We start from the raw sequence: 20,257 nt of genomic DNA, 5'->3' as shown, positions 1-20,257 counted from the left end.
TCATCCGCCCGCTGACGCCGTCGCGACCACCACGTACCGTTCGTCGTCCACCGCGCGGCCCCACAACCGCGCGTCCTCGGAGAGCCGTTCGTACCGCGCCTCGGCGTTCAGCGGGGCGAGCGCCGCCATGAGGCGCTCGGCGGGTATGCCGGCGCCGCCCCACACCCCCTCGACCAGGATCAGCCGGCCGGCCGGGCGCAGCAGCGACCACCAGTGCCGCAGCGCCGCTTCGTGGTCGGGCAGGGTCCACACCACGTGGCGGGCGAGCACCGCGTCGAAGGTGCGGCCTTCGACGGGCGGCCGCGCCGCGTCACCGGTCAGCACCTCGGCGCCGGTACCGGCCAGTTTGGTCCGGGCCCGCTCCGTCATGCGGGGCGCCAGGTCGACGGCCGTGACGCGGTGCCCCCGTTCGGCGGCCAGCAGGGACAGGCTGCCCGTGCCGCAGCCGAGGTCGAGGAAATCGCCCGCGCGGTCCGGCAGCCACCCTCCGAGGCGCTCGTCCCAGGCGGCCCGCACGGCGGGGTCGCGCAGCCCGTGGTCCGCGTCCTCGTCGAAGGTGGCGGCGGCCTCGTTCCAGTCGATGTCCATGCCCCGATCGTGCCAGGCACCACTGACAATCGGCCGGATGATCAGTTCGGGCCCGGCTCGCCCCCGCCGGGGGGTCCAGCGCCTTGCGGTAGTGCAGGCGGTCGTAGGGTCCGTCCACGCGGCGCTCGACGAGCTCGTACCCGTAGCGCGGATGGATCCGCTGGTTCTCCCACATCAACGCGTCCGTGTAGAGCCGCACTTCGGGCAGGGCCAGGGCGCGCGCGTGCTCGTCCACGAAGTGCAGCAGCCGCCGGCCGAGGCCGGTGCCCCGGGCGTCCGGGTGGACGGCGATCGAGTCGAGGAAGAGGTGGCCGGGCTCCGGGACGAGGACCAGCACCCCGACGACCGGGTCGCCGGCCACGAAGACGCGTCGCGCCGCGATGTCCGCCGCGTGGTCGGCCCGCATGGGGGCGGGAACGACACCGATGCGTGCGATGTAGGGGTGGTAGGCGGCGTCGGTGACGTCCTTCACCCGGGCCACGTCGCCGGCGTTCGCGAGCCGGATCTCCTCGTTCATGGGTCCACGGTACGGCGCGGGCGGGCCCGTTCTTAATCGGTTCTGAGTGGCTCCTTAAAGCGACCATAAGGATGGCCACCACCCGCTCCCAGCAGGGGATTTCACGGTTTCTTGGGGCTAGCGTGCTGATCGCCGGACGGGACTTCCGGCTATCGCGAACCCCCACACGACCCCCACGCCCGTGCATCACCGAAGGAGTACGTCACGATGACCTTCCCCCAGCTCTCCACCGCGTCCGAGCAGCGGGGTCCCCGTCGGCGCAGGGCCGCCGTCGTCGCCGCGGTCGGCTTCGTGCCGCTCGCTCTGACGGGTCTCGCGGCCGGGCCGGCCGCCGCGCACGGTTCCATGACGGATCCGGTCAGCCGGGTCTCGGCCTGCTACGCGGAGGGCCCGGAGAGCCCGAAGTCGGCGGCGTGCAAGGCCGCCGTCGCGGCCAGCGGCGCGCAGGCCTTCTACGACTGGGCCGCGGTGAACATGGCCAACGCCGCGGGCAAGTCGAAGGAGATCATCCCGGACGGTCAGCTGTGCAGCGGCGGCAACGACAAGTACAAGGGGCTCGATCTGCCGCGCGCGGACTGGCCGGCCAGCAAGCTGTCCGCGGGCAACCACACGTTCCACTACAAGGGAACCGCGCCGCACAAGGGCTCGTTCGAGCTGTACATCACCAAGGACGGCTACGACCCGTCGAAGCCGCTCAAGTGGTCGGACCTGGAGGCGACTCCGTTCGTCAAGGTCACCGACCCGCCGATGCAGGGCGGCGACTACGTCTTCGACGGGAAGATCCCGGCCCGGTCCGGCCGCCACCTGATCTACTCGATCTGGCAGCGTTCGGACAGCCCCGAGGCCTTCTACACCTGCTCCGACGTGGTGTTCGGCAAGGACAGCGGCACGGCGGGCGCCCCGGCTCCGACGGCCTCCGCGCCCTCCGAGCAGGAGATCGCGGACGGCGCCGGCAAGTCGACGGTCCAGCACCACCACGACTCCGCCGCCCCGAGCACGCAGCCGGGCGCGGCCCCGGCCGGCAGTGGTGGGACAACGGGCAACGAGCCGCAGGCGGACGGGTCGGCGGCCGCTCCGGTCGACGCCACCGGCACGACGGGAACGACGGGAACGGCCGGAACGAGCACCACGACCGGTGCGTCCGGCACGCAGAACCTCGCCGAGACCGGCGGTGACGGCAGCACCCCGTACCTGGCCATCGGGGGCGCGGGCGCGATCGCGGTGGGCGCCGCGGCGCTCTTCGCAACGCTGCGCCGCAGGGCCGCGGTTGGCCGTCACGGCCGCTGACCCGAACGAACGGACCGCCCCTCCCGGGTTCCGGGAGGGGCGGTCGGCGTGGGACGCGGTCCGGCGGCGCGGGTCAGCCGACGACGGAGGCGCAGGTGGTGGGGGTGGCGTGCGCCGGGTCGAGCGCGTTGGCCACCTCGTGGTAGGCGACGCGGTCGGTGAGGCCGATCGCCACGTGTTCGGAGAGGTCGAGCGCGCACTTGTCCTGGATGAGGACGTTGTGGACGTCGGGGCCGTTCAGGAACTGCGAGCGGTAGGGGGTGACCACCTCGTCGTACTTGGTGGCGATGACGGTGTAGTGGACGCCGGGGACGGTGTCGCCGCCCTGGTTCAGCTTGGTGACGAAGGGCGAGCCCGCCATCTGGTCGGCGAGGCCCGGGGTGGCGAGCGTCAGCAGGTCCTCGGCGCCGGGGAAGTAGGGCAGCAGCTGGGTGAGGCCGTCGAGGGTGGTGCCGTGGTTGTCGGGGGCGATCCCGACGAGGGCGTTGACCTTGGCGGCGCCGCCCAGGAACTTCAGGTACCAGCGCGGCATCATGCCGCCCTGGGAGTGGCCGACCAGGTCGGCCTTGGGCGTGCCGGTCGCGGCGAGCACCTTGTCGACGAAGGTGGCGAGTTGGGCCGCGGACTTGTCGATGGGGCCGAGGCCGTCGAACAGGGGCACGCCCGGGAGCTGGCCGTAGTCGAGGGAGAAGACGCAGTACCCGCGGTTGACCAGGTACGGGGCGAGGGCCAGCCAGTTGTCGGTGCCGTTGCCGAAGGTGCCGTGCACCAGGACGACGGGCCGGGGGTGGGCGGTGGACGGCTTGCAGGCGTAGTCGTTCCAGCCACTGCTCGGCGCGGACTGGGCGTGCGCGGCGGTTGCGGGGGCGAGCGCGGCGGCGGCCGCGAGCAGCAGCGCGGACAGCGGTCTGAGCACACGTTTCCAGGGCAGCATCGGGTGATCTCCTTGCGGCTCAAGGGAGTTGCGATGGGGGATTCGCCCTGCGGCCCGGACCACAAGTGAGGTGCCGTACTGGGTGCGTACGGGGCGTGCTCACGCCAAATTACGCACGGGTAGCGTAGGAGTGAAGTTACGCGTCGGTAAAACTTGTCGTGTCGAGGGTGCCGTTCCCGCCGGGATGCGCTCAGGCCGCGTCCGACAGCGATCCCGGGATGATGGCGCGGGGGCCGAACTTGGCGCGGGCGCGGTCGGCCACCACCTCGATGCGGCGCGCCCGTTCGTCCCGGGGGTCGAACGTGAGCTGGTGTGCGGCGTGTTCCGCCGCCGCGAGGCCCTCGGCCCGCAGCGCGATGCCGCGCACCCTGGCGCGTTGCAGGCCGAGGGAGGCGTGGAGCCCCTGGGCCAGGTCGGCCAGTGCGGGCGAGTGGGCCGAGGGCTCGCGCAGGCCGCGGGTGCGGGTCGTGGTGGACCGGTCGGCGTAGCGCACGGCCAGGCTGAGGGAGCGGCACACCTGGTCGGCGCCGCGCAGCCGGACACCCAGTTCCTCCGCGAGGGAGAGCAGCGCCCGACGCTGGCGCACCGGGTCCAACTCGTCGCGGGGGAAGGTCCGTTCGGCGGCCAGGGAGCGGGCGGACGCGTTCGGGACCACGGGGGTGCGGTCGATGCCGCGGGCGCGTTCCTGGAGGTCGCGGCCCGCCTTCGCGCCGAGGATCCGCTGCACGGTGCCCGGCGGGGCCCCGGCCAGTCGCCCCGCCGTGTCGAGTCCGTACGCGCAGAGGGTGCGGGCGGTCGAGCGGCCGATGCCGTCGAGGGCGCGGACCGGCTGCGTGGCGAGGTAGCGGTCCACCTCGTCGGGGCGGACCGTCCGGGTCGTCCCGGGGCCGGCGTCCCTGGCCGCCATCCTGGCCAGCATCGGGTTGGGCGCGAGCCCGATGGCGCACTCCAGGCCGAAGTGGGCCAGCGCGCGCACCCGCAGGACCGCGGCGAGCTGTCCGGCGCCCTGGCCGAAGTACTTCTCGGCACCGCCCAGGTCGGCGAGGAGGCCGTCGGGCGGCAGGGCCTGGACGACCGGGGTGAGGTTCTCGGTCAGCGCGATCAGCGGGGGAAGCAGCGCTCCCGCGTCCGCGAGGGCGAAGCGTGCACAGAGGATCATCCCGCGCTCCCTGGGCTGGAGTGCCACAACTTCCGTCCGGTGGCGGCCTGTTCGCCCGCCGGGCGCAGGTCCGCCCAGGGGTTCAGTTCGTAGCCGGTGGACAGGTGGATGCGGCGGCCGTTGTCGGTGGACGGCCCGGCCGTCGTCGCGGCAGCCGGCTCCGCCGCTCCGGACCGTTCCGCCACTCCGGACCGTTCGGCCGCTTCGGCGGGGCCGGTCCGTTCGGGCGGGGCGGCGAGGCGGGCCGCGACCGCGTCGAGGCCGCCCTCGCGGCGCAGTTCCACGAGTTCGGCGAGGTTCCAGGCGCGAGCGCCCACCACGCTGAGGCTGCGCGGGCCGCGGCGCTGCACCACGCCGCGCACGAGCAGGAGCCAGGAGTGGAAGACGGTGTAGGCGCAGGCGTCGTGACTGTCGTCGAAGAAGGCCAGGTCGACCAGCCCCGTGCCGTCGTCGAGGGTGCTGAAGACGACCCGCTTGCCGGAGCGGATCGGCGGGGTCTGGGTGGCCGCCTTGGCGCCCGCGACCAGGACGGTCTGCCCGTGCTCGGCGGCACGCAGTCGCTTGGCGGAGACGACGCCGAGTTCGCGCAGGAAGGCGGTGTGGTCCTCCATCAGGTGGCGCGAGGCGTCCATGCCGAGGACGCCGAGTTCGGCGCTGAGCCGTTCCGCCCCGTCCAGGTCGGGCAGGCCCGCGCCGGCCGTCAAGGCGCCTCCGTCCAGAGGGAGTTGACCGCCGGCCGCGTGACGTGTGCCGTGGAGTTCGGAGAGGTGGAGCAGCAGGTCGCGCCGGTTGCCGCCGAACGCGTCGAGCGCGCCGATCCGGGCGAGTCGCTCGGCCACCGGCCGGCTGGGCCTGGCCCGCTGCCAGAAGTCGCGCAGCGAGGCGTAGGGCCGGCCGGCCTCGATGCGGGCGCTCTCGGCCTCGCTGATCCCGTGGACGTCGCGGAGCGCGAGCCGCACCCCCCACGTACCGGACACCAGTTCGATTATGTGTGCGGCCGAGGAACGGTTCACGTCCACCGGCAGGATCGGCACCCCGCGCCGCCGCGCGTCCGCGAGGAGCAGGCGCTTCGGATACATCCCGGGGTCGTGGGTGAGCAGTCCGGCGTAGAAGGCGGCCGGGTGGTGCGCCTTGAGCCAGGCCGACTGGTAGGTCGGCACGGCGAAGGCGACGGCGTGCGCCTTGCAGAACCCGTACGACCCGAAGGCCTCGACGATCTCCCAGGTGCGGGCGATCACCTCGGGCGCGTAGCCCCGCTCCTGGGCGCGCCGGGCGAACCAGACCTTGATGCGCGCCTGCGACTGAGGGTCGGACAGCCCGCGCCGCACCCGGTCGGCCTCGCCCCTGCCGCAGCCGGTCATGATGTTCACGATCTCGATGATCTGCTCGTGGAAGACGACCACGCCGTAGGTGTCGCGCAGCGCGTCGGCCAGGTCGGGGTGCGGGAAGCGGACCGGGGCCCGGCCGTGCCGGGCCTCGATGAAGGGGCGCACCATGTCGGCGGCCACCGGGCCGGGCCGGAACAGCGAGATGTCGACGACGAGGTCGTGGAAGGTCGACGGCTGGAGCCGGCCCACCAGGTCGCGCTGGCCGGGCGATTCGATCTGGAAGCAGCCCAACGTCTCGGTGGAGGCGATGAGTCGATAGGTCGCGCCGTCGCCCGGCGGGACCTGCGCGGGGTCGTCGATGTCGAGCTCCTCGCCGGTGGCCCGGCCGATCTCGGCCACGGCATGGGCCATCGCGGACTGCATCCGTACGCCCAGGACGTCCAGCTTGAGCAGGCCGAGGTCCTCCACGTCCTCCTTGTCGAACTGGGACATGGGGAACCCCTCGCCGCTGGTGGGCATCACCGGGGTGCGGCGCAGCAGCGAGGCGTCCGAGAGGAGCACGCCGCACGGGTGCATGGCGATGCCGCGCGGCAGGGCGTCCAGCGCTTCGACGAGCTCCCAGAGCTTGCCGTACTTCTCCATCTCCCCTGCCAGGGAACGCAGTTCGGGGAGTTCCTTCAGGGCGGCGCGGGCGTCGCGGGCCCGGATGTGCGGGAAGGACTTGGCGATCTCGTCGATCACGGCCGGGTCCATGGACAGGGCGGCGCCCACGTCCCGGATCGCGTGCCGCACCCGATAGGTCTCGGGCATGGAGACGGTGGCGACCCGCTCGGTGCCGAAGCGGTCGATGATCGCGCGGTAGACGTCGAGCCGGCGGGCGGACTCCACGTCGATGTCGATGTCGGGCAGCACCGGCCGCTGCTTGGACAGGAAGCGCTCCATCAGGAGCCCGTTCTCGACGGGGTCGGCGTGGGCGATGCCGAGGAGGTGGTTGACGAGCGAGCCCGCGCCGGAGCCGCGCGCCGCCACCCGGATGCCCATCTCCCGTACGTCGTCGACGACTTGGGCGACGGTGAGGAAGTACGAGGCGAATCCCCAGTGCGCGATGATGTCCAGCTCGTGGTGCATCCGCTCCCAGTACGCGCGCCGGCCCGCGTAGCCGTGCAGCACCATGCCGGCGGCGGCCCGCGAGGCGAGGACGCGCTGCGGGGTACGGTCGGCCGCGCCGACCAGGTGTGGCTCGGGGAAGTGGGCGAAGGTCTTGATGCCGAGGTCGTCCTGGGGGTCGACGAGGCATGCGGCCGCGGTCTCCTCGGTCATGGCGAGCAGGCGGTGGGCGACGTCGCGCCGCCAGCCGGCCGCCTCCGCGACCCGCTCGGCGATCTTGAACATGGCGTCCGGGCCCTTGAGCCAGCGCTCGCCGCTGTCGAACGGCGCCCGCACCGGCACCAGGCGCCGCGCCGCGTCGAGCACGTCGGCGACCGGGCCCTGCCCGGGGTCGGCGTAGCGCGCGGCGTTGGTGAGGACGGCGCGTACGCCCTGGTCGGCGGCGAAGCCGACGGTGCGCGCGGCGAGCCGGAGGGAGCCGGGGCCGGTCCCCCGCAGCCCGTGGTGGACGGCTTCGAGGCGGAGCGCGTCGCCGTAGATCTCCCGCCAGGGCGCGAGCAGCCGCGCGGCCCGGTCGGGGCGGCCGGCACTGAGCGCGCGGCCGATCTCGGAGGCCGGGCCGAGCAGCACGGTGAGTCCTTCGGCGGGCAGATCGGCAGGGCTCAGGAGCGGGCGCCCCTCGGCGGTGTGCGCGGCGCTGACCAGGCGGCACAGCTCGGCCCAGCCGGTCGCGCCGTCACGGGCGAGGAAGGTGACCCTGGGGGCGGATTCGTCGACGAACGCGCCGCCCCGCACGGGGGTGCGCCGGGCCCGGCCCCGGGTGTGGCCCACGTCCGCGAGGTGTTCCGGCACGGCGAGGTCGACTCCGAACAGCGGCCGGATTCCCGCCTCGGCACAGGCCTTGGCGAAGCGGACCGTGCCCGCGAGGGTGTCCCGGTCGGTCAGCGCGAGGGCGTCCATGCCGCGGTCGGCGGCGCGTTCGGCCAGCCGCTCCGGGTGGGAGGCCCCGTACCGCAGGGAGAACCCGGAAACGGTGTGCAGATGCGTGAAGCCGGGCATCCGCACCTCCTACCGATCCGTTCTCACCACCCCCTCCCTTCCACCATAGACCAGTTTCGAACGTACGTGCGACATGTTCGAACGGGCACCTGCCGGACCGCTCCGGCAGGTGCCCGCCGGGGTCAGGCCGTGGCGCTCTTGATGACCGCGAAAGGGGCGCCGAAGGGGTCGAGCATCATGGCGATGCGTCCCGCACCCGGGGTCTCCATGGCCCCGATGATGATCGTCGCACCGAGCTCCTGGGCGGTCGCGACCGCGGCGTCGCAGTCCTCGACCTCGAAGTAGGGATGCCACTCGGAGGTCGATCCGGCGTCCAGGTTCTCCCGGGGCAGCTGCATGATGCCGCCGTGCATGGTCCGCTCACCGCCCCCGGCCGGTCCGGCGATCGCGTAGTCGATGCCCGCGTCCACCGGCATGTCACGGGTCTCCCACGACAGGACCGAGCCGTAGAAGGACTTCGCCGCGGCGGCGTCGGTGGTGTAGAGCTCGATCCAGCTGACGCTGCCGGGGTCGTTGACGATCTCGATGCCATCGGTGTCCCCGGGCTGCCACACGGCGAACTCGGCGCCCGTCGGATCGGTGAAGCCCGCCATCCGGCCGGCCGTGAAGACGTCCATGGGCGGGAAGCGGACCGTGCCGCCCGCCCGCTCGACCGCCTTGGCGGTGGCGTCGGCGTCGACGGTGCGGAAGTACACGGTCCACGCGGGGCTCGCACCCTGGTCGAGCGGGCCCACCGCGCCCAGCGTCCGGCCGTCCTTCTGGAAGAAGCCGTAGCCCCCGGCCTCCGGCCCCGCGGACTGGAACCGCCAGTCGAACAGGCCGGTGTAGAAGGAGACGGCCGCGTCGATGTCGGGGGCGCCGAGGTCGAACCAGTTCGGCCCGCCCGGCACCTGTGTGGAGGTCAGCATGGGGTGCTCCTGTCACGTGCTGCGTATGCCCCGGGGCTGCGGCCCCGGGGGCCTGCTCTCCCCCAGCGTGGCAGCGGGCGGCCCGCCCCGACAGCCGGACGGCCGGGCTCAGCCATTCGGCCCCGCCCCGACTGCGTGCGTGCGCGGCGCGGCAGAGCGTAGGGGCATGACTTTCGTCGACGAGGTGAAGAACGCCGTCACCGTGCGGGCCGCCCTGCTGGTCATCGGCGTACTGGGACTGATGGTCGCCTTCATCGCGTCCTACGCGGGCGCCTTCCACAACCCCAAGCCGAAGGACATTCCCTTCGCCGTGGTCGCGCCCCAGCAGATCAGCGGTCAGCTCACCCAGCGTCTCGGCTCACTGCCCGGCGATCCGCTCGACGTACGGACGGCCGAGAACGCGGCCGACGCCCTGCGGCAGATGCGTGACCGCAGCATCGACGGGGCGCTGCTCGTCGACCCCCGGGGCACCACCGACAAGCTGTTCGTGGCGAGCGGCGGCGGGGCCTCGCTCGCACAGGCCGTGGAAACGATCACGACGGCTGCCGAGAAGGCGCAGCGGCGCACCGTCGAGGTGGTCGACGTCGCCCCCGGTTCCGCGGGCGACTCGCGCACTCTGTCCGCGTTCTACCTCGTCGTCGGCTGGTGCGTGGGCGGCTATCTGTGTGCCGCGATCCTGGCGATCAGCGCGGGCGCCCGGCCCGCCAACACCCATCGCGCGCTGATCCGGCTCGCGGTGCTCGCGGTGTACTCGATCGCCGCGGGGCTGCTCGGCTCGCTCATCATCGGGCCGGTGCTCGGCGCGCTGCCGGGCAGCTATCTCGGCCTGGCCGGGCTCGGCGCGCTCGTCGTGTTCGCGGTGGGCGCCACGACGCTCGCCTTCCAGGGGCTCGCCGGTGTCGTCGGCATCGGCCTCGCGATCCTCGTCATCGTCGTCCTCGGCAATCCGAGCGCGGGCGGCGCCTATCCGTATCCGCTGCTCCCGCCGTTCTGGCGGACGATCGGACCGGGTCTTCCGCCCGGCGCCGGCACCTGGTCGGCGCGCTCGATCGCGTACTTCAGGGGCGAGGCGGTCACCGGCCCGCTCCTGGTGCTCTCGATCTGGGCGGTGGCCGGCGCCGTCATCACCGTGGTCCTGGCCGGTCTGAACCGCGACCGCGGCGAGCGGCCGGCAAGCGAGTGGCCGGCAGCCGAGCGGCCGTCAGGCGTGTGAGCATCCCGCGCCGCTCCGGCCCGGCCGAACACGCCCTCTCCGTAAGGCGGATGGAGCCGAGCGCACAGGCGCGGCCCGGTCCGAGCACCTGAAGACGTGACCGGGCCGCCGGAGGCTCGACCGGCCCCCGGCGACATGGCGCAGGGCCGCCCGCCCGCGACGGGCGGCCCTGTGCCCGCCGGGACCCGCGGGCCTACTTGCCGTAGTACGCCCGCGTCATGAGCTCCTTCATGTCGTCGATCATCGGCATCCGCGGGTTGGCCGGGGCGCACTGGTCGGCGTAGGCGTTCATCGCCTGGACCGGCAGGGCCTCGATGAAGGCGCTCTCGTCGACGCCCTCCTCCTGGAAGGAGGCGGGGATGCCGCACTTGGCGCGCAGGTCCTCGACGGCCCGCGCGTAGGACTCGACGCCCTCCTCGGGGGTCGCGGCCGGCAGGCCCAGCATCCTGGCGATCTCCTGGAAGCGCTCCGGGGCCCGGTAGACCTCGGCCTTCGGCCACGGGGTCGCCTTCCCGGACACCTGGCCGTTGTGCCGGATGACGTGCGGCAGGAGCAGCGCGTTGGTGCGGCCGTGGGCGACGTGGAAGGTGTTGCCGAGGGTGTGCGCCATGGCGTGCACCAGGCCGAGGAAGGCGTTGGCGAAGGCCATGCCCGCCACCGTCGAGGCGTTGTGCATCTTCTCGCGCGCCTCGGGGTCGGCCGCCCCGTCCACCACGCAGCGCTCCAGGTTCTCGAAGATCAGCTTGATGGCCTGGAGGCAGAGGCCGTCGGTGTAGTCGTTGGAGTAGACCGAGACGTACGCCTCGGTGGCGTGGGTCAGGGCGTCGAAGCCGGAGTCGGCGGTCACGGTGGCGGGCAGGCCCATCGGGAGCACCGGGTCGACGATCGCGACGTTCGGCGTGAGCGCGTAGTCGGCCAGCGGGTACTTCTGCGCGGCCTCCGGGTCGGAGATGACCGCGAAGGGGGTGACCTCGCTGCCCGTTCCCGAGGTGGTCGGGATGGCGACCAGCTGGGCCTTCTCGCCGAGCGCCGGGAAGGTGTAGGCGCGCTTGCGGATGTCGAAGAACTTCTCCTTCGTGTCCGCGAACTCGACCTCCGGGTGCTCGTACATCAGCCACATGATCTTGGCGGCGTCCATGGCCGAGCCGCCGCCGAGCGCGACGATCGTGTCCGGCTCGAAGTCGCGCATCATCGCGGCGCCGGCCCGTACCGTCGACAGCTCCGGGTTGGGCTCGACGGTGTCGATGACCTGGAGGACGACCGAGCCGGGGCGGGCCCGGAGGATGTCGCTGACCTTCTGGACGAAGCCGAGCCTGCCCATCGTCTTGTCGGTGACGATCGTGACCCGCTTCAGGCCGTCCATCTCGCCGAGGTAGCGGATGGAGTTGCGCTCGAAGTAGATCTTCGGCGGAACCTTGAACCACTGCATGTTGTTGTTGCGCCGTCCGATCCGCTTGACGTTGACGAGGTTGACCGCGGAGACGTTGTTGGACACCGAGTTGTGCCCGTAGGAGCCGCAGCCGAGGGTGAGGGAGGGCAGGAAGGCGTTGTAGACGTCGCCGATGCCGCCGAAGGTGGAGGGCGCGTTCACGATCACGCGGATCGCCTTGACGCGCTTGCCGAACTCCTCGGCGAGCTCGTCGTCCTCGGTGTGGATGGCGGCGCTGTGACCCAGGCCGTGGAACTCGACCATGCGAGCGGAGAGTTGGAGGCCGTGTTCGGTGGAGTCGGCCTTGAGGGCGGCCAGGACCGGGGACAGCTTCTCGCGGGTGAGGGGCTCGCCCTCGCCGGCCTCCGCGCACTCGGCGACCAGGACCGAGGTGGTCTCCGGCACCTCGAAGCCCGCCTGTTCGGCGATCCACCGGGGCGACTTGCCGACGACCGCGGCGTTGAGCCTGGCGCCCGCGCAGTTGCTCGCGAAGGCGGTGGTGCCGAAGACGAACTCCTCCAGCTTGGTCTTCTCGGCCGCGCTCAGGACGTATGCACCCAGCCGCTGGAACTCGGCGAGGCCCCGCTCGTACACCTCCTTGTCGAGGATGACGGCCTGTTCCGAGGCGCAGATCATGCCGTGGTCGAAGGACTTGGAGAGCACGATGTCGTGCACGGCACGGGCGAGCTTGCCGCTCCTGGTGACGTACGCCGGTACGTTGCCCGCGCCGACGCCCAGCGCGGGCTTGCCGCAGGAGTAGGCGGCCTTGACCATGGCGTTGCCGCCGGTGGCCAGGATGGTGGAGACGCCCTCGTGGTTCATCAGGAGCCCGGTGGCCTCCATCGACGGGGTCTCGATCCACTGCACACAGCCCTCGGGCGCCCCGGCCGCGATCGCGGCGTCGCGCACCACCCGGGCGGCCGCCGCCGAGCAGTTCTGTGCGGAGGGGTGGAAGGCGAAGACGATCGGGTTACGGGTCTTCAGGGCGATCAGCGCCTTGAAGAGGGTCGTCGAGGTGGGGTTGGTGACCGGGGTCATCGCGCAGATGACGCCGACGGGTTCGGCGATCTCGGTGATGCCGTTCAGTTCGTCGCGGCTGATCACCCCGGCGGTCTTCAGGCCCCGCATCGAGTTGACGACGTGCTCGCAGGCGAAGAGGTTCTTGACGGCCTTGTCCTCGAAGAGGCCGCGGCCGGTCTCCTCGACGGCGAGCCGGGCCAGTTCGCCGTGCTCGCCCAGCGCGGCGAGCGAGGCCTTCTTGACGATGTGGTCGACCTGCTCCTGGGTGAACGTCTCGAACCGGCCGAGGGCCTCCTGGGCCCCCCGCACCAGCGCGTCGACCATGATCTCGGCGCTCGTGACGTTTCCCGCGGCCGTGGCGTCGGCGGCGGCCGTGGCGTCGACGGTGGCCGTGACGCCTCCCTCGGTCATGACGTCCTCGGTGTTCTTGGCCTCCATGGCAGGAACTCCTTCTGTCGAGCGCTACGAGCATGCGAGCGTTGCGATGCTTTGTCCGATGTCTCCATTCGACATCTGTTCGCGGTGCTCGCGGGCCCGACAAAGCCCTGTTCCCGAGGGCAGAAGGTCCTTCCAGCTGACCGGACGTCATCAAAAACACGCCGCTGAGCTGCATGGATACCTGAGGACTTAGGACCCCTGTGCGCTTGTGAAAACTTTCACAAGTTTTCCTCCGGCGCGGCCTGCGGCCCGGGAGGCACGGCGGGCACGGCGGGCGCGGCGGGCGCGGCAGGCGCCTCGCCGGGGGCCGGCGGCGATGGGGCGGCCGGCGGCGGGGCGGCGCGTTCCAGGAACCTCAGGAGTTCCACCGGGAACGGCAGCACCAGGGTCGAGTTCTTCTCGGCGGCCACCGCCACCACCGTCTGCAGCAGCCGCAGCTGAAGCGCGGCCGGCTCCTGCGACATCACCCCGGCCGCCTCGGCCAGCTTCTTCGAGGCCTGGAGCTCGGCGTCCGCGTTGATCACCCGCGCCCGCCGCTCGCGGTCGGCCTCCGCCTGGCGGGCCATCGAGCGCTTCATCGTCTCCGGCAGCGACACGTCCTTGATCTCGACGCGGTCGATCTGTACGCCCCAGCCGATGGCCGGGCTGTCGATCATCAGCTCAAGGCCCTGATTGAGCTTCTCCCGATTCGACAGGAGGTCGTCCAGGTCGCTCTTGCCGATGATGGAGCGCAGCGAGGTCTGCGCCATCTGCGCGACCGCGAACTGGTAGTCCTCGACCTGGATGACCGCGTCCGCCGGCTCGATGACCTTGAAGTAGATCACCGCGTCCACCCGGACCGTGACGTTGTCCCGGGTGATGCCGTCCTGCGCGGGCACCGGCATCGTCACGATCTGCATGTTCACTTTGCGCAGGCGGTCGACGAAGGGGACGATCATCGTCAGCCCCGGCCCGCGCACCGAGTCCTTCAGACGGCCGAGCCGCAGCACCACTCCCCGCTCGTACTGCTTGACGACCCGGGCCGCCGCCAGCAGATAGACGGCGCCGGCGGAGCCGACGGCGATGCCCGCCGTTACGAGTGCCTCGACCATCACGGCCCCCAAGGGTGGGCGAATCGGGCGTGTCCTTCGACGGTAACTCCGCTTTCCGCCCAGAGGGAGCCCCCGGAGCCCCTCGTCCGCTCCGATCGGCGCACGAGCGGGCGGCGGCCGGGAGGGGTCAGGTCCGGTGGCCGGCCATCCAGGCGGCCGCGTGCTCGACGGCCGCCCGGACGGGGAAGAGCAGCGCGCCGCCCCGCCCCAGGGGGCCGCGGCGCACGTGCCGGGCGGGGAGGTCCGCGCCGATGCGGGCGAAGTCGCTGTCGTCGAGCGCGGCGTCCTGATAGGTGAACCAGGCCGCCTCGCCGCTCTCGTCCCTGATCACCGCACGATAAGTGCGTGCCGGACGCGTCGGCACCAGGTATTCGGCGAAGTGGAAGACGGTGCACGCCTCGAATCCCACGCCGGCCAGCAGGACCCGCGCGTCGGCGGCGATCAGGCGCGGAAGGGGCGAGTCCTCGCCGAAGTGGCAGTCGGGGGCGTGCCCCTTCATGAGCTCGCAGGCCCGGTCGCCGAGCGCCGCGAAGGAGGTCTGGGGGTGGCCGCTGCGGACGGCGCCGGGGGTGGTCCTGACCCGTTCGGCGAGGCGGCCCATCCCCGGGCACGGGGTGCGGTCCGGATCGAAGGGCGCCATCGCGGCGCGGAAGGCGGCCGGGTCGGGGGCCCGGCTCACGAGGGCGAGGTGGGCCGGGGAGGTGTCGGAGTTCTCGGGGGTGAACGCGGGGACCACCAGCGTGCCCCGGGGCCCGAGCACCGTGCGCAGCGCGTCGAGGAGCGCGTCGTCGCGCAGCCCGGTGCCGCGCAGCGAGGCGTGCACGAGGAGGGTCGCGCCGTCGGGGACCCCGAGGGCCCGCAGCTGGGCAACAGGGTCCGCCGCCGGGCCGCACCCCGATGCCCCCGGCCTCGCGGCGCCGCTCGCAGCGGTGCCCGCCGCCCCGGCCCCGGCCCCGGCGATGTCCTCGGCCACGCGAGATACCTTCCCTTCCTGCCCGGGAGACCTGCCATCCGGGGGGCACCGTCGCCAACTGGCGCTCCGGTGCGTGGAGTTGTGCACCGTTGCAGTGTCGGCGGGACGACTTTACCCTCGTCCCCACCGGCGGATGGAGCACGCGAAACGGGGCGCACACCTGCCATCCCCCGACATGAACCGAAAAACCGCAGACGGGGGTGCACGTGACGGCGATTCCCGGCCCACTGCAGAGCATGGTCTTCCGGAACGCGGATCTGCCGGGCCTCTTTCACCACGCGGACACGCTGGCGGTCGGCCGCCGGCAGTCGGCGGTCAACCTGACCCGCACGCAGCTCTCGCTCCTGGTGGCGGGCGCGGTGGCGGCGGCGCTGCCGCAGGTCCGCGTCGGCCAGGACGTCCAGCTGTTCGGCGCGCTCAGTGCGCTCGCCTACGCCGGGGTGCTGCTCGCGAGCTTCGGCGCCGCCCGCCACCATGCCGCCTCGCACTGGCAGCTCAACCGGTCCGCGGCGGAGTTCGTCAAGTCGATGTGCTGGCGCTACGCCGTGCACGGCGCCCCCTTCGACCTCGCCTCCCCCGACCCGGACGCGCTGTTCGTCACCCGCGTCGAGGAGGGACTGCGGGAGCTGCGGAAGGTGGGCTGGCACGACCCGCGCGACGGGGGCGGGCCCGCCCCGCAGGACCTGATCACCCCGAGCATGCGGGAGTTACGGGCCAAGTCGTTCAACGTGCGCAAGGAGACGTACGTACGCGACCGCCTGATCGAGCAGCGCAACTGGTACCGGCGCCGTCAGGAGACCTCGCGGCGCGCGACCCGGCTGTGGTCGACGGCGATCACGCTCCTGACGCTCCTCGCGCTCGGCCTCGCCCTGCTGCGGACCTTCTCGGTCGCGGAGGAGGTGAACATGGCGGGTGTGCTGTCGGCGTCGGCCGCCGCCTGTCTCGCCTGGAGCGAGATCCGCCGTCACCAGCCGCTGATATCGGCCCACGCGCTGGTGGAGCAGGACCTGATGGAGATGCACGTGGCGATGGAGAACAGGGTGACCGAGCGGCAGTGGCCGCAGGCCGTGTACGAGACCGAGCGCATCGTCTCGCCCCAGCACACCGACTGGCTGGCCCGGCTGCGGAGTTGACCGGGCCCGCGCTCTCCGGGTCACTTCCTGCGGCTGCCCTCGCGCCAGACGACCGTGACCGGGCGGCCCAGGCTGCGGGCGTACTGCACGATGTCCCCGGTGCCGCCGAGCCCGCGGGCCGGCAGGCCGTCCCAGACGGCGACGAGGCGGTCGCAGTTGTCCGCGATGTAGGCGCCCGCCGCGTAGTACGCCTCGTCCGTGGAGTGCGGGTAGCCGAGGGCGACCTCCTGGCTCGCCCGGCGTTTCAGGCCCCGGTAGCGGGCCAGTTCGGCGGCGTCGGCGAAGCCCGTCTCGTAGTCGCCGCTCGGGATCACCGCGGTGAGGGCGGCGCCGCAGTCGAGGGCGATGGCGGCGAAGAGCTGGTCGGCGCCGGTGGCGAGGCTGGAGAGCGCTTCGAGGGAGCCGTCGTGGCCGCACAGCAGCGCGCGCAGCCGGTCGCGGATCTCCTCGAAGGCGTCGGGCGGGATGTCGCGGTGGCCGGTCACTCCGATGCGCTTCACTGCGTCTCACCCCGTGTGTCCGGCGCCGGTCACCGGCGGACCCGTCGCGCGTCCCGCCCCCTGCACATCCTCTCAAATCAGCGCATCACGTCCAGCGGAAAGCCCCCGTCCGGTTCTCCCGGACGGGGGCCGGAACGGGGTCAGAACAGGGTCACGCCATAGGCGTTCATGGCTTCGACCACGGGCTGGAAGAACGTGGTTCCGCCGGATGTGCAGTCGCCGCTGCCGCCCGAGGTGAGTCCGAGCGCGGTGGAGCCGGCGTAGAGCGGGCCGCCGGAGTCGCCGGGTTCGGCGCACACGGTGGTCTTGATGAGGCCGGAGACGATGTCGCCGTTGCCGTAGTTGACCGTCTGGTTGAGCGCGGTGACCTTGCCGCTGTGGACGCCGGTGGTCGAGCCGCGCCGGGTGACCGTCTGGCCGACCGTCGGGTTGGCGGCGCTGGAGATGGGCTGGCTGCCCACCGCGCTCGGGTGCGCGAGCGAGGTGTTGGTGTACTGGACGAGACCGTAGTCGTTGCCCGGGAAGCTGGTGCCCACCGTCGGGCCGATGCTCGTCGAGTGCGAGGAGTTGGTGTAGTAGTTCGGCTTGCCCTCGGTGCAGTGACCCGCCGTCAGGAAGTAGTAGACGGAGCCCTTCTTGACGTTGAAGCCGAGGGAGCAGCGCCAGCTGGTGGTGTAGATGGCGTCGCCGCCGGAGAGCAGGGGGGTGAACTTGCCCGGGGTCCGCTCGATGCGTATCGCGTCCGCGTTGGCCCCGGCCGCGTGTCTGATCCTGGCGAGGTCCCCCGCCGTGACGGTCGAGTCCGCGGTGAGCAGGACCTTGCCGGTCGCGCTGTCCACGCTCCAGGCGGTTCCCGCGACGTCGGCGCCGCGGACGGCGTCACTGGCGGCGTTCAGGGCGGCGGCGCCGAACGTGTGGGCCGGGGTGGCACTGGCGTTGGGTACGGCGATGGCCACGGCGGCGAGCAGCCCGGTGGCGACGGCACCGATCTTGGCGCGTCTGGCCGGACCGGAGGGGGCTGTGGGGGTGGTGCGCTTGATCCTCACTTCTTTTCCTCCCGAGGGGAATCGAGGGGCCCGTGAAATGGGGGGACCCCGTGAGGCGCAGCCAAGGATGACGGCAGCACAGACAGACGCCGGCCGTGCTCCTGACAAGCGCTGCGGAGGAGTATTCGGGGGTCCGGGCGGGGCGCGCAAGGGGGCCTCGTGGCCGGATCTCGCGGGGCCGCGCACGCCGGTGCGGCCCGGTGCGTACGGAGCGCTCCCCGGCCGGCGCCCGCCACCTGGGGCGCGGCGTCCCGGGGTTGGGCGGTGCGGGTCTCTCGGCGGCCGGCGCCGCCGAGGTGTTCGCAGCACTCGCAGCGCCGGCCGCGGGAGCGCCGCCCGGCCTGAGCCTCCGTCAGAACCGCGACGAGCAGGCCGTCGTCGTGCGCACAGCTCCCTGCGCATACCGTCGGGCGCGGCGTCCGAGGCGTCGTTCTTCAGTGCGGCACGCACCGGATCGAGCGATCCGTTCACCCGTACGACCCCCGCATCACTCATGTGGAGGTGGATTCGTCATTTTGTTACACCGGACTTCCCGTACCGGCCTTATCCCAGAAGTTTCCTGACGAATCGCCACATCCTCTGTGCCAGTACCGTCACGAATCACCTGCGCGGCGACTATCCACTTGGCGCGGGATCCGCATCATGGACGACCATAGGGATAGGGAACAGAAGAAGTCGCAAGAAGAAGACCGCTGCGAGAGGAGGCGTCCATGGGATCGGTGCGCAAGGCGAGTGCTTGGCTGGGACTTGTCGAGGACAACGACGACCGCTACTACGACGACGAGTACACCGAAGGTGCCGCTCCCGAGCCCGGCGAGGCCTGGGTGACGGACCCGCGGGTACGGGTGGCCTCCGAGTCGGCCGAGGAGCAGGGCCGCCGGATCGCCACCGTCACGCCGGACGGCTTCCGGGACGCGCGGGGCATCGGCGAGCTGTTCCGCGAGGGCGTCCCGGTGATCGTGAACCTGACGGCGATGGACGCCGGTGACGCCAAGCGCGTCGTCGACTTCGCCGCGGGGCTCACCTTCGGTCTGCGCGGCTCCATCGAGCGCGTGGCGACCAGAGTCTTCCTGCTGACGCCCGCGGACACGGAGATCGTCAACGGCGAGGCCGCGGGCCGCCGGACCGGCGGGTTCTTCAACCAGAGCTGAACCACCGAGATGCACGAGATGCCTCCCGGCCGGGGGGCCGGCCCACGGCGTGATCGCCGTGGGGCACGGCACCCCCGGGAGTCGACCGCGCGCCCCGCCCGGCGGGGCGGGTCGCTCAGCGGAAGGCGTCGAGTCCGGTGAGCGCCTTGCCGAGCACCAGTTGGTGCATCTCGACGGTGCCCTCGTAGGTGAGCACCGATTCGAGGTTGGTGGCGTGCCGCATCACCGGGTATTCGAGCGAGATCCCGTTGGCGCCGAGGATCGTGCGCGAGGTGCGGCAGATCTCGATCGCTTCCCGCACGTTGTTGAGCTTGCCGAAGCTGACCTGTTCCGGGCGGAGCCTGCCCGCGTCCATGCGGCGGCCCAGGTGGTGGGCGAGCAGGATGCCCTTGTGCAGTTCGAGCGCCATGTCGGCGAGCTTGGCCTGGGTCAGCTGGAATCCCCCGATGGGCCTGCCGAACTGCTCGCGGGTCCTCGCGTAGTCGAGCGCCGCCTCGAAGGAGGAACGGGCCGCGCCCATCGCGCCCCAGACGATTCCGTAGCGCGCGTGCGAGAGGCAGCTGAGCGGGCCCTTGAGCCCGGTGACCTCCGGGAGCACCGCGTCGGCGGGCAACCGGACCTCGTCCATGACCAGTTCGCTGGTGACGCTGGCCCGCAGCGACCACTTGTGCTTGATCTCGGGGGCCGAGAACCCGGGGGTGTCGGTCGGCACGGCGAAGCCCCGGATGCCGTCGTCGGTCCGGGCCCAGACCACCGCGACGCCGGCCACCGAACCGTTGGTGATCCACATCTTGCGGCCGTTCAGGATCCAGTCGGTGCCGTCCTTCTTGGCGTACGTGCGCATGCCGGCCGGATCGGAGCCGTGGTCGGGCTCGGTGAGGCCGAAGCAGCCGATGATCTCGCCCGCCGCCATGCCCGGCAGCCAGCGCCGCTTCTGCTCCTCGGAGCCGAACCGCCAGATCGCGTACATGGCGAGCGAGCCCTGTACGGAGACGAGGGAGCGGATACCGGAGTCGGCGGCCTCCAGCTCCAGGCAGGCGAGCCCGTACTGGACGGCGGTGGCGCCCGCGCAGCCATAGCCGGTCAGGGACATGCCGAGCGCCCCGATCGAGCCCAGTTCGCGGGCCAGTTCGCGGATGCCGGGCAGCTCGCCGTTCTCGTACCACTCGGCGATGTGCGGCAGGACCCGGTCGGCGGCCCAGGAGCGCACGGTGTCGCGGATCGCGAGATCCTCGGCGCTCAGCAGGTCGTCGACGCCGAGCGGGTCGGCCGGGTCGAAGGGGGGCAGCTTGGAGGAAGGAGCGGACATGGGGGCGCCTCCGCGGCTCTCGCTCAACTAAAACTAGCAGTGTTAGTTATTACCTGAGCGCTGACGT

General features: G+C 72.1%; 15 protein-coding genes and 1 pseudogene. 4 read left to right on the top strand and 12 right to left on the bottom strand.

Going from position 1 to position 20,257, the window contains the following annotated elements; genetic code table 11:
• Together OG432_RS28045 and OG432_RS28040 are read right to left on the bottom strand one after the other, a co-directional pair.
• Entirely contained in the window at positions 1-588 is a 588-nt protein-coding gene (locus OG432_RS28045) for a class I SAM-dependent methyltransferase (RefSeq protein ID WP_328313737.1), read from the bottom strand.
• A 73-nt stretch (positions 589-661) separates the two neighbouring features.
• A pseudogene (locus OG432_RS28040) lies at positions 662-1,105 on the bottom strand (GNAT family N-acetyltransferase); the annotation flags it as partial.
• Between the two features lie 207 nt (positions 1,106-1,312).
• Between OG432_RS28040 and OG432_RS28035 the strand changes: the two are divergent.
• Positions 1,313-2,392 carry a lytic polysaccharide monooxygenase auxiliary activity family 9 protein gene (locus OG432_RS28035; protein WP_328313736.1) on the top strand — a complete coding sequence of 360 codons (1,080 nt, stop codon included), beginning with the start codon at positions 1,313-1,315 and terminating at the stop codon, positions 2,390-2,392.
• A gap of 73 nt (positions 2,393-2,465) precedes the next feature.
• On the opposite strand, the gene OG432_RS28030 is transcribed toward OG432_RS28035, so the two are convergent.
• The 4 genes from OG432_RS28030 to OG432_RS28015 form a co-directional block, all read right to left on the bottom strand.
• Positions 2,466-3,326, bottom strand: a complete 861-nt coding sequence (locus OG432_RS28030; RefSeq protein WP_328313735.1) for an esterase/lipase family protein — start codon at positions 3,324-3,326, stop codon at positions 2,466-2,468.
• Between the two features lie 190 nt (positions 3,327-3,516).
• Positions 3,517-4,485, bottom strand: coding sequence for a DNA polymerase Y family protein (locus OG432_RS28025; RefSeq protein WP_328313734.1), 969 nt, complete (start codon positions 4,483-4,485; stop codon positions 3,517-3,519).
• On the bottom strand, positions 4,482-7,979 hold the full coding sequence (locus OG432_RS28020) for a DNA polymerase III subunit alpha (RefSeq protein WP_328313733.1): 3,498 nt from the start codon (positions 7,977-7,979) through the stop codon (positions 4,482-4,484). The genes OG432_RS28025 and OG432_RS28020 overlap by 4 nt, the downstream gene beginning before the upstream one ends.
• A 122-nt stretch (positions 7,980-8,101) precedes the next feature.
• A complete protein-coding gene (locus OG432_RS28015; RefSeq protein ID WP_328313732.1) occupies positions 8,102-8,887 on the bottom strand; it encodes a VOC family protein in 786 nt (261 codons plus the stop codon).
• A 166-nt stretch (positions 8,888-9,053) separates the two neighbouring features.
• Here OG432_RS28015 and OG432_RS28010 point away from each other — a divergent pair, with 166 nt between their 5' ends.
• Entirely contained in the window at positions 9,054-10,100 is a 1,047-nt protein-coding gene (locus OG432_RS28010) for a DUF3533 domain-containing protein (RefSeq protein ID WP_328313731.1), read from the top strand.
• A 193-nt stretch (positions 10,101-10,293) separates the two neighbouring features.
• On the opposite strand, the gene adhE is transcribed toward OG432_RS28010, so the two are convergent.
• The 3 genes from adhE to OG432_RS27995 form a co-directional block, all read right to left on the bottom strand.
• Entirely contained in the window at positions 10,294-12,873 is a 2,580-nt protein-coding gene (adhE, locus tag OG432_RS28005; RefSeq protein WP_356614616.1) for a bifunctional acetaldehyde-CoA/alcohol dehydrogenase, read from the bottom strand.
• A 332-nt stretch (positions 12,874-13,205) separates the two neighbouring features.
• A complete protein-coding gene (locus OG432_RS28000) occupies positions 13,206-14,078 on the bottom strand; it encodes a slipin family protein (RefSeq protein ID WP_328315275.1) in 873 nt (290 codons plus the stop codon).
• Between the two features lie 127 nt (positions 14,079-14,205).
• Positions 14,206-15,051 (bottom strand): aminoglycoside N(3)-acetyltransferase, encoded by an 846-nt coding sequence (locus OG432_RS27995; protein WP_328313729.1) that lies wholly within the window; start codon positions 15,049-15,051, stop codon positions 14,206-14,208.
• Positions 15,052-15,287: 236 nt separating this feature from the next.
• Here OG432_RS27995 and OG432_RS27990 point away from each other — a divergent pair, with 236 nt between their 5' ends.
• On the top strand, positions 15,288-16,184 hold the full coding sequence (locus OG432_RS27990) for a DUF4231 domain-containing protein (protein WP_328315274.1): 897 nt from the start codon (positions 15,288-15,290) through the stop codon (positions 16,182-16,184).
• A gap of 20 nt (positions 16,185-16,204) precedes the next feature.
• Here the strand turns inward: OG432_RS27990 and OG432_RS27985 are convergent, their stop codons facing one another.
• On the bottom strand, positions 16,205-16,684 hold the full coding sequence (locus OG432_RS27985) for a hypothetical protein (RefSeq protein WP_328313728.1): 480 nt from the start codon (positions 16,682-16,684) through the stop codon (positions 16,205-16,207).
• 140 nt (positions 16,685-16,824) lie between these two features.
• Entirely contained in the window at positions 16,825-17,730 is a 906-nt protein-coding gene (locus OG432_RS27980) for a S1 family peptidase (RefSeq protein ID WP_328313727.1), read from the bottom strand.
• Between the two features lie 710 nt (positions 17,731-18,440).
• On the opposite strand from OG432_RS27980, the gene OG432_RS27975 reads away from it, so the two are divergent.
• Complete coding sequence (locus tag OG432_RS27975) at positions 18,441-18,881, top strand: cell division protein SepF (protein WP_328313726.1); 441 nt, start codon at positions 18,441-18,443, stop codon at positions 18,879-18,881.
• Positions 18,882-18,996: 115 nt separating this feature from the next.
• Here OG432_RS27975 and OG432_RS27970 read toward each other — a convergent pair whose 3' ends face one another.
• Positions 18,997-20,190, bottom strand: coding sequence for an acyl-CoA dehydrogenase family protein (locus OG432_RS27970; RefSeq protein ID WP_328313725.1), 1,194 nt, complete (start codon positions 20,188-20,190; stop codon positions 18,997-18,999).
• Between the last annotated feature and the right edge of the window lie 67 nt (positions 20,191-20,257).

The organism is Streptomyces sp. NBC_00442 (genome assembly GCF_036014195.1).
Taxonomy (GTDB): Bacteria; Actinomycetota; Actinomycetes; order Streptomycetales; family Streptomycetaceae; genus Streptomyces.
The sequence above is the reverse complement of the archived record's forward strand: the minus strand, read 5'-3'. Positions and strand labels throughout refer to the sequence as shown.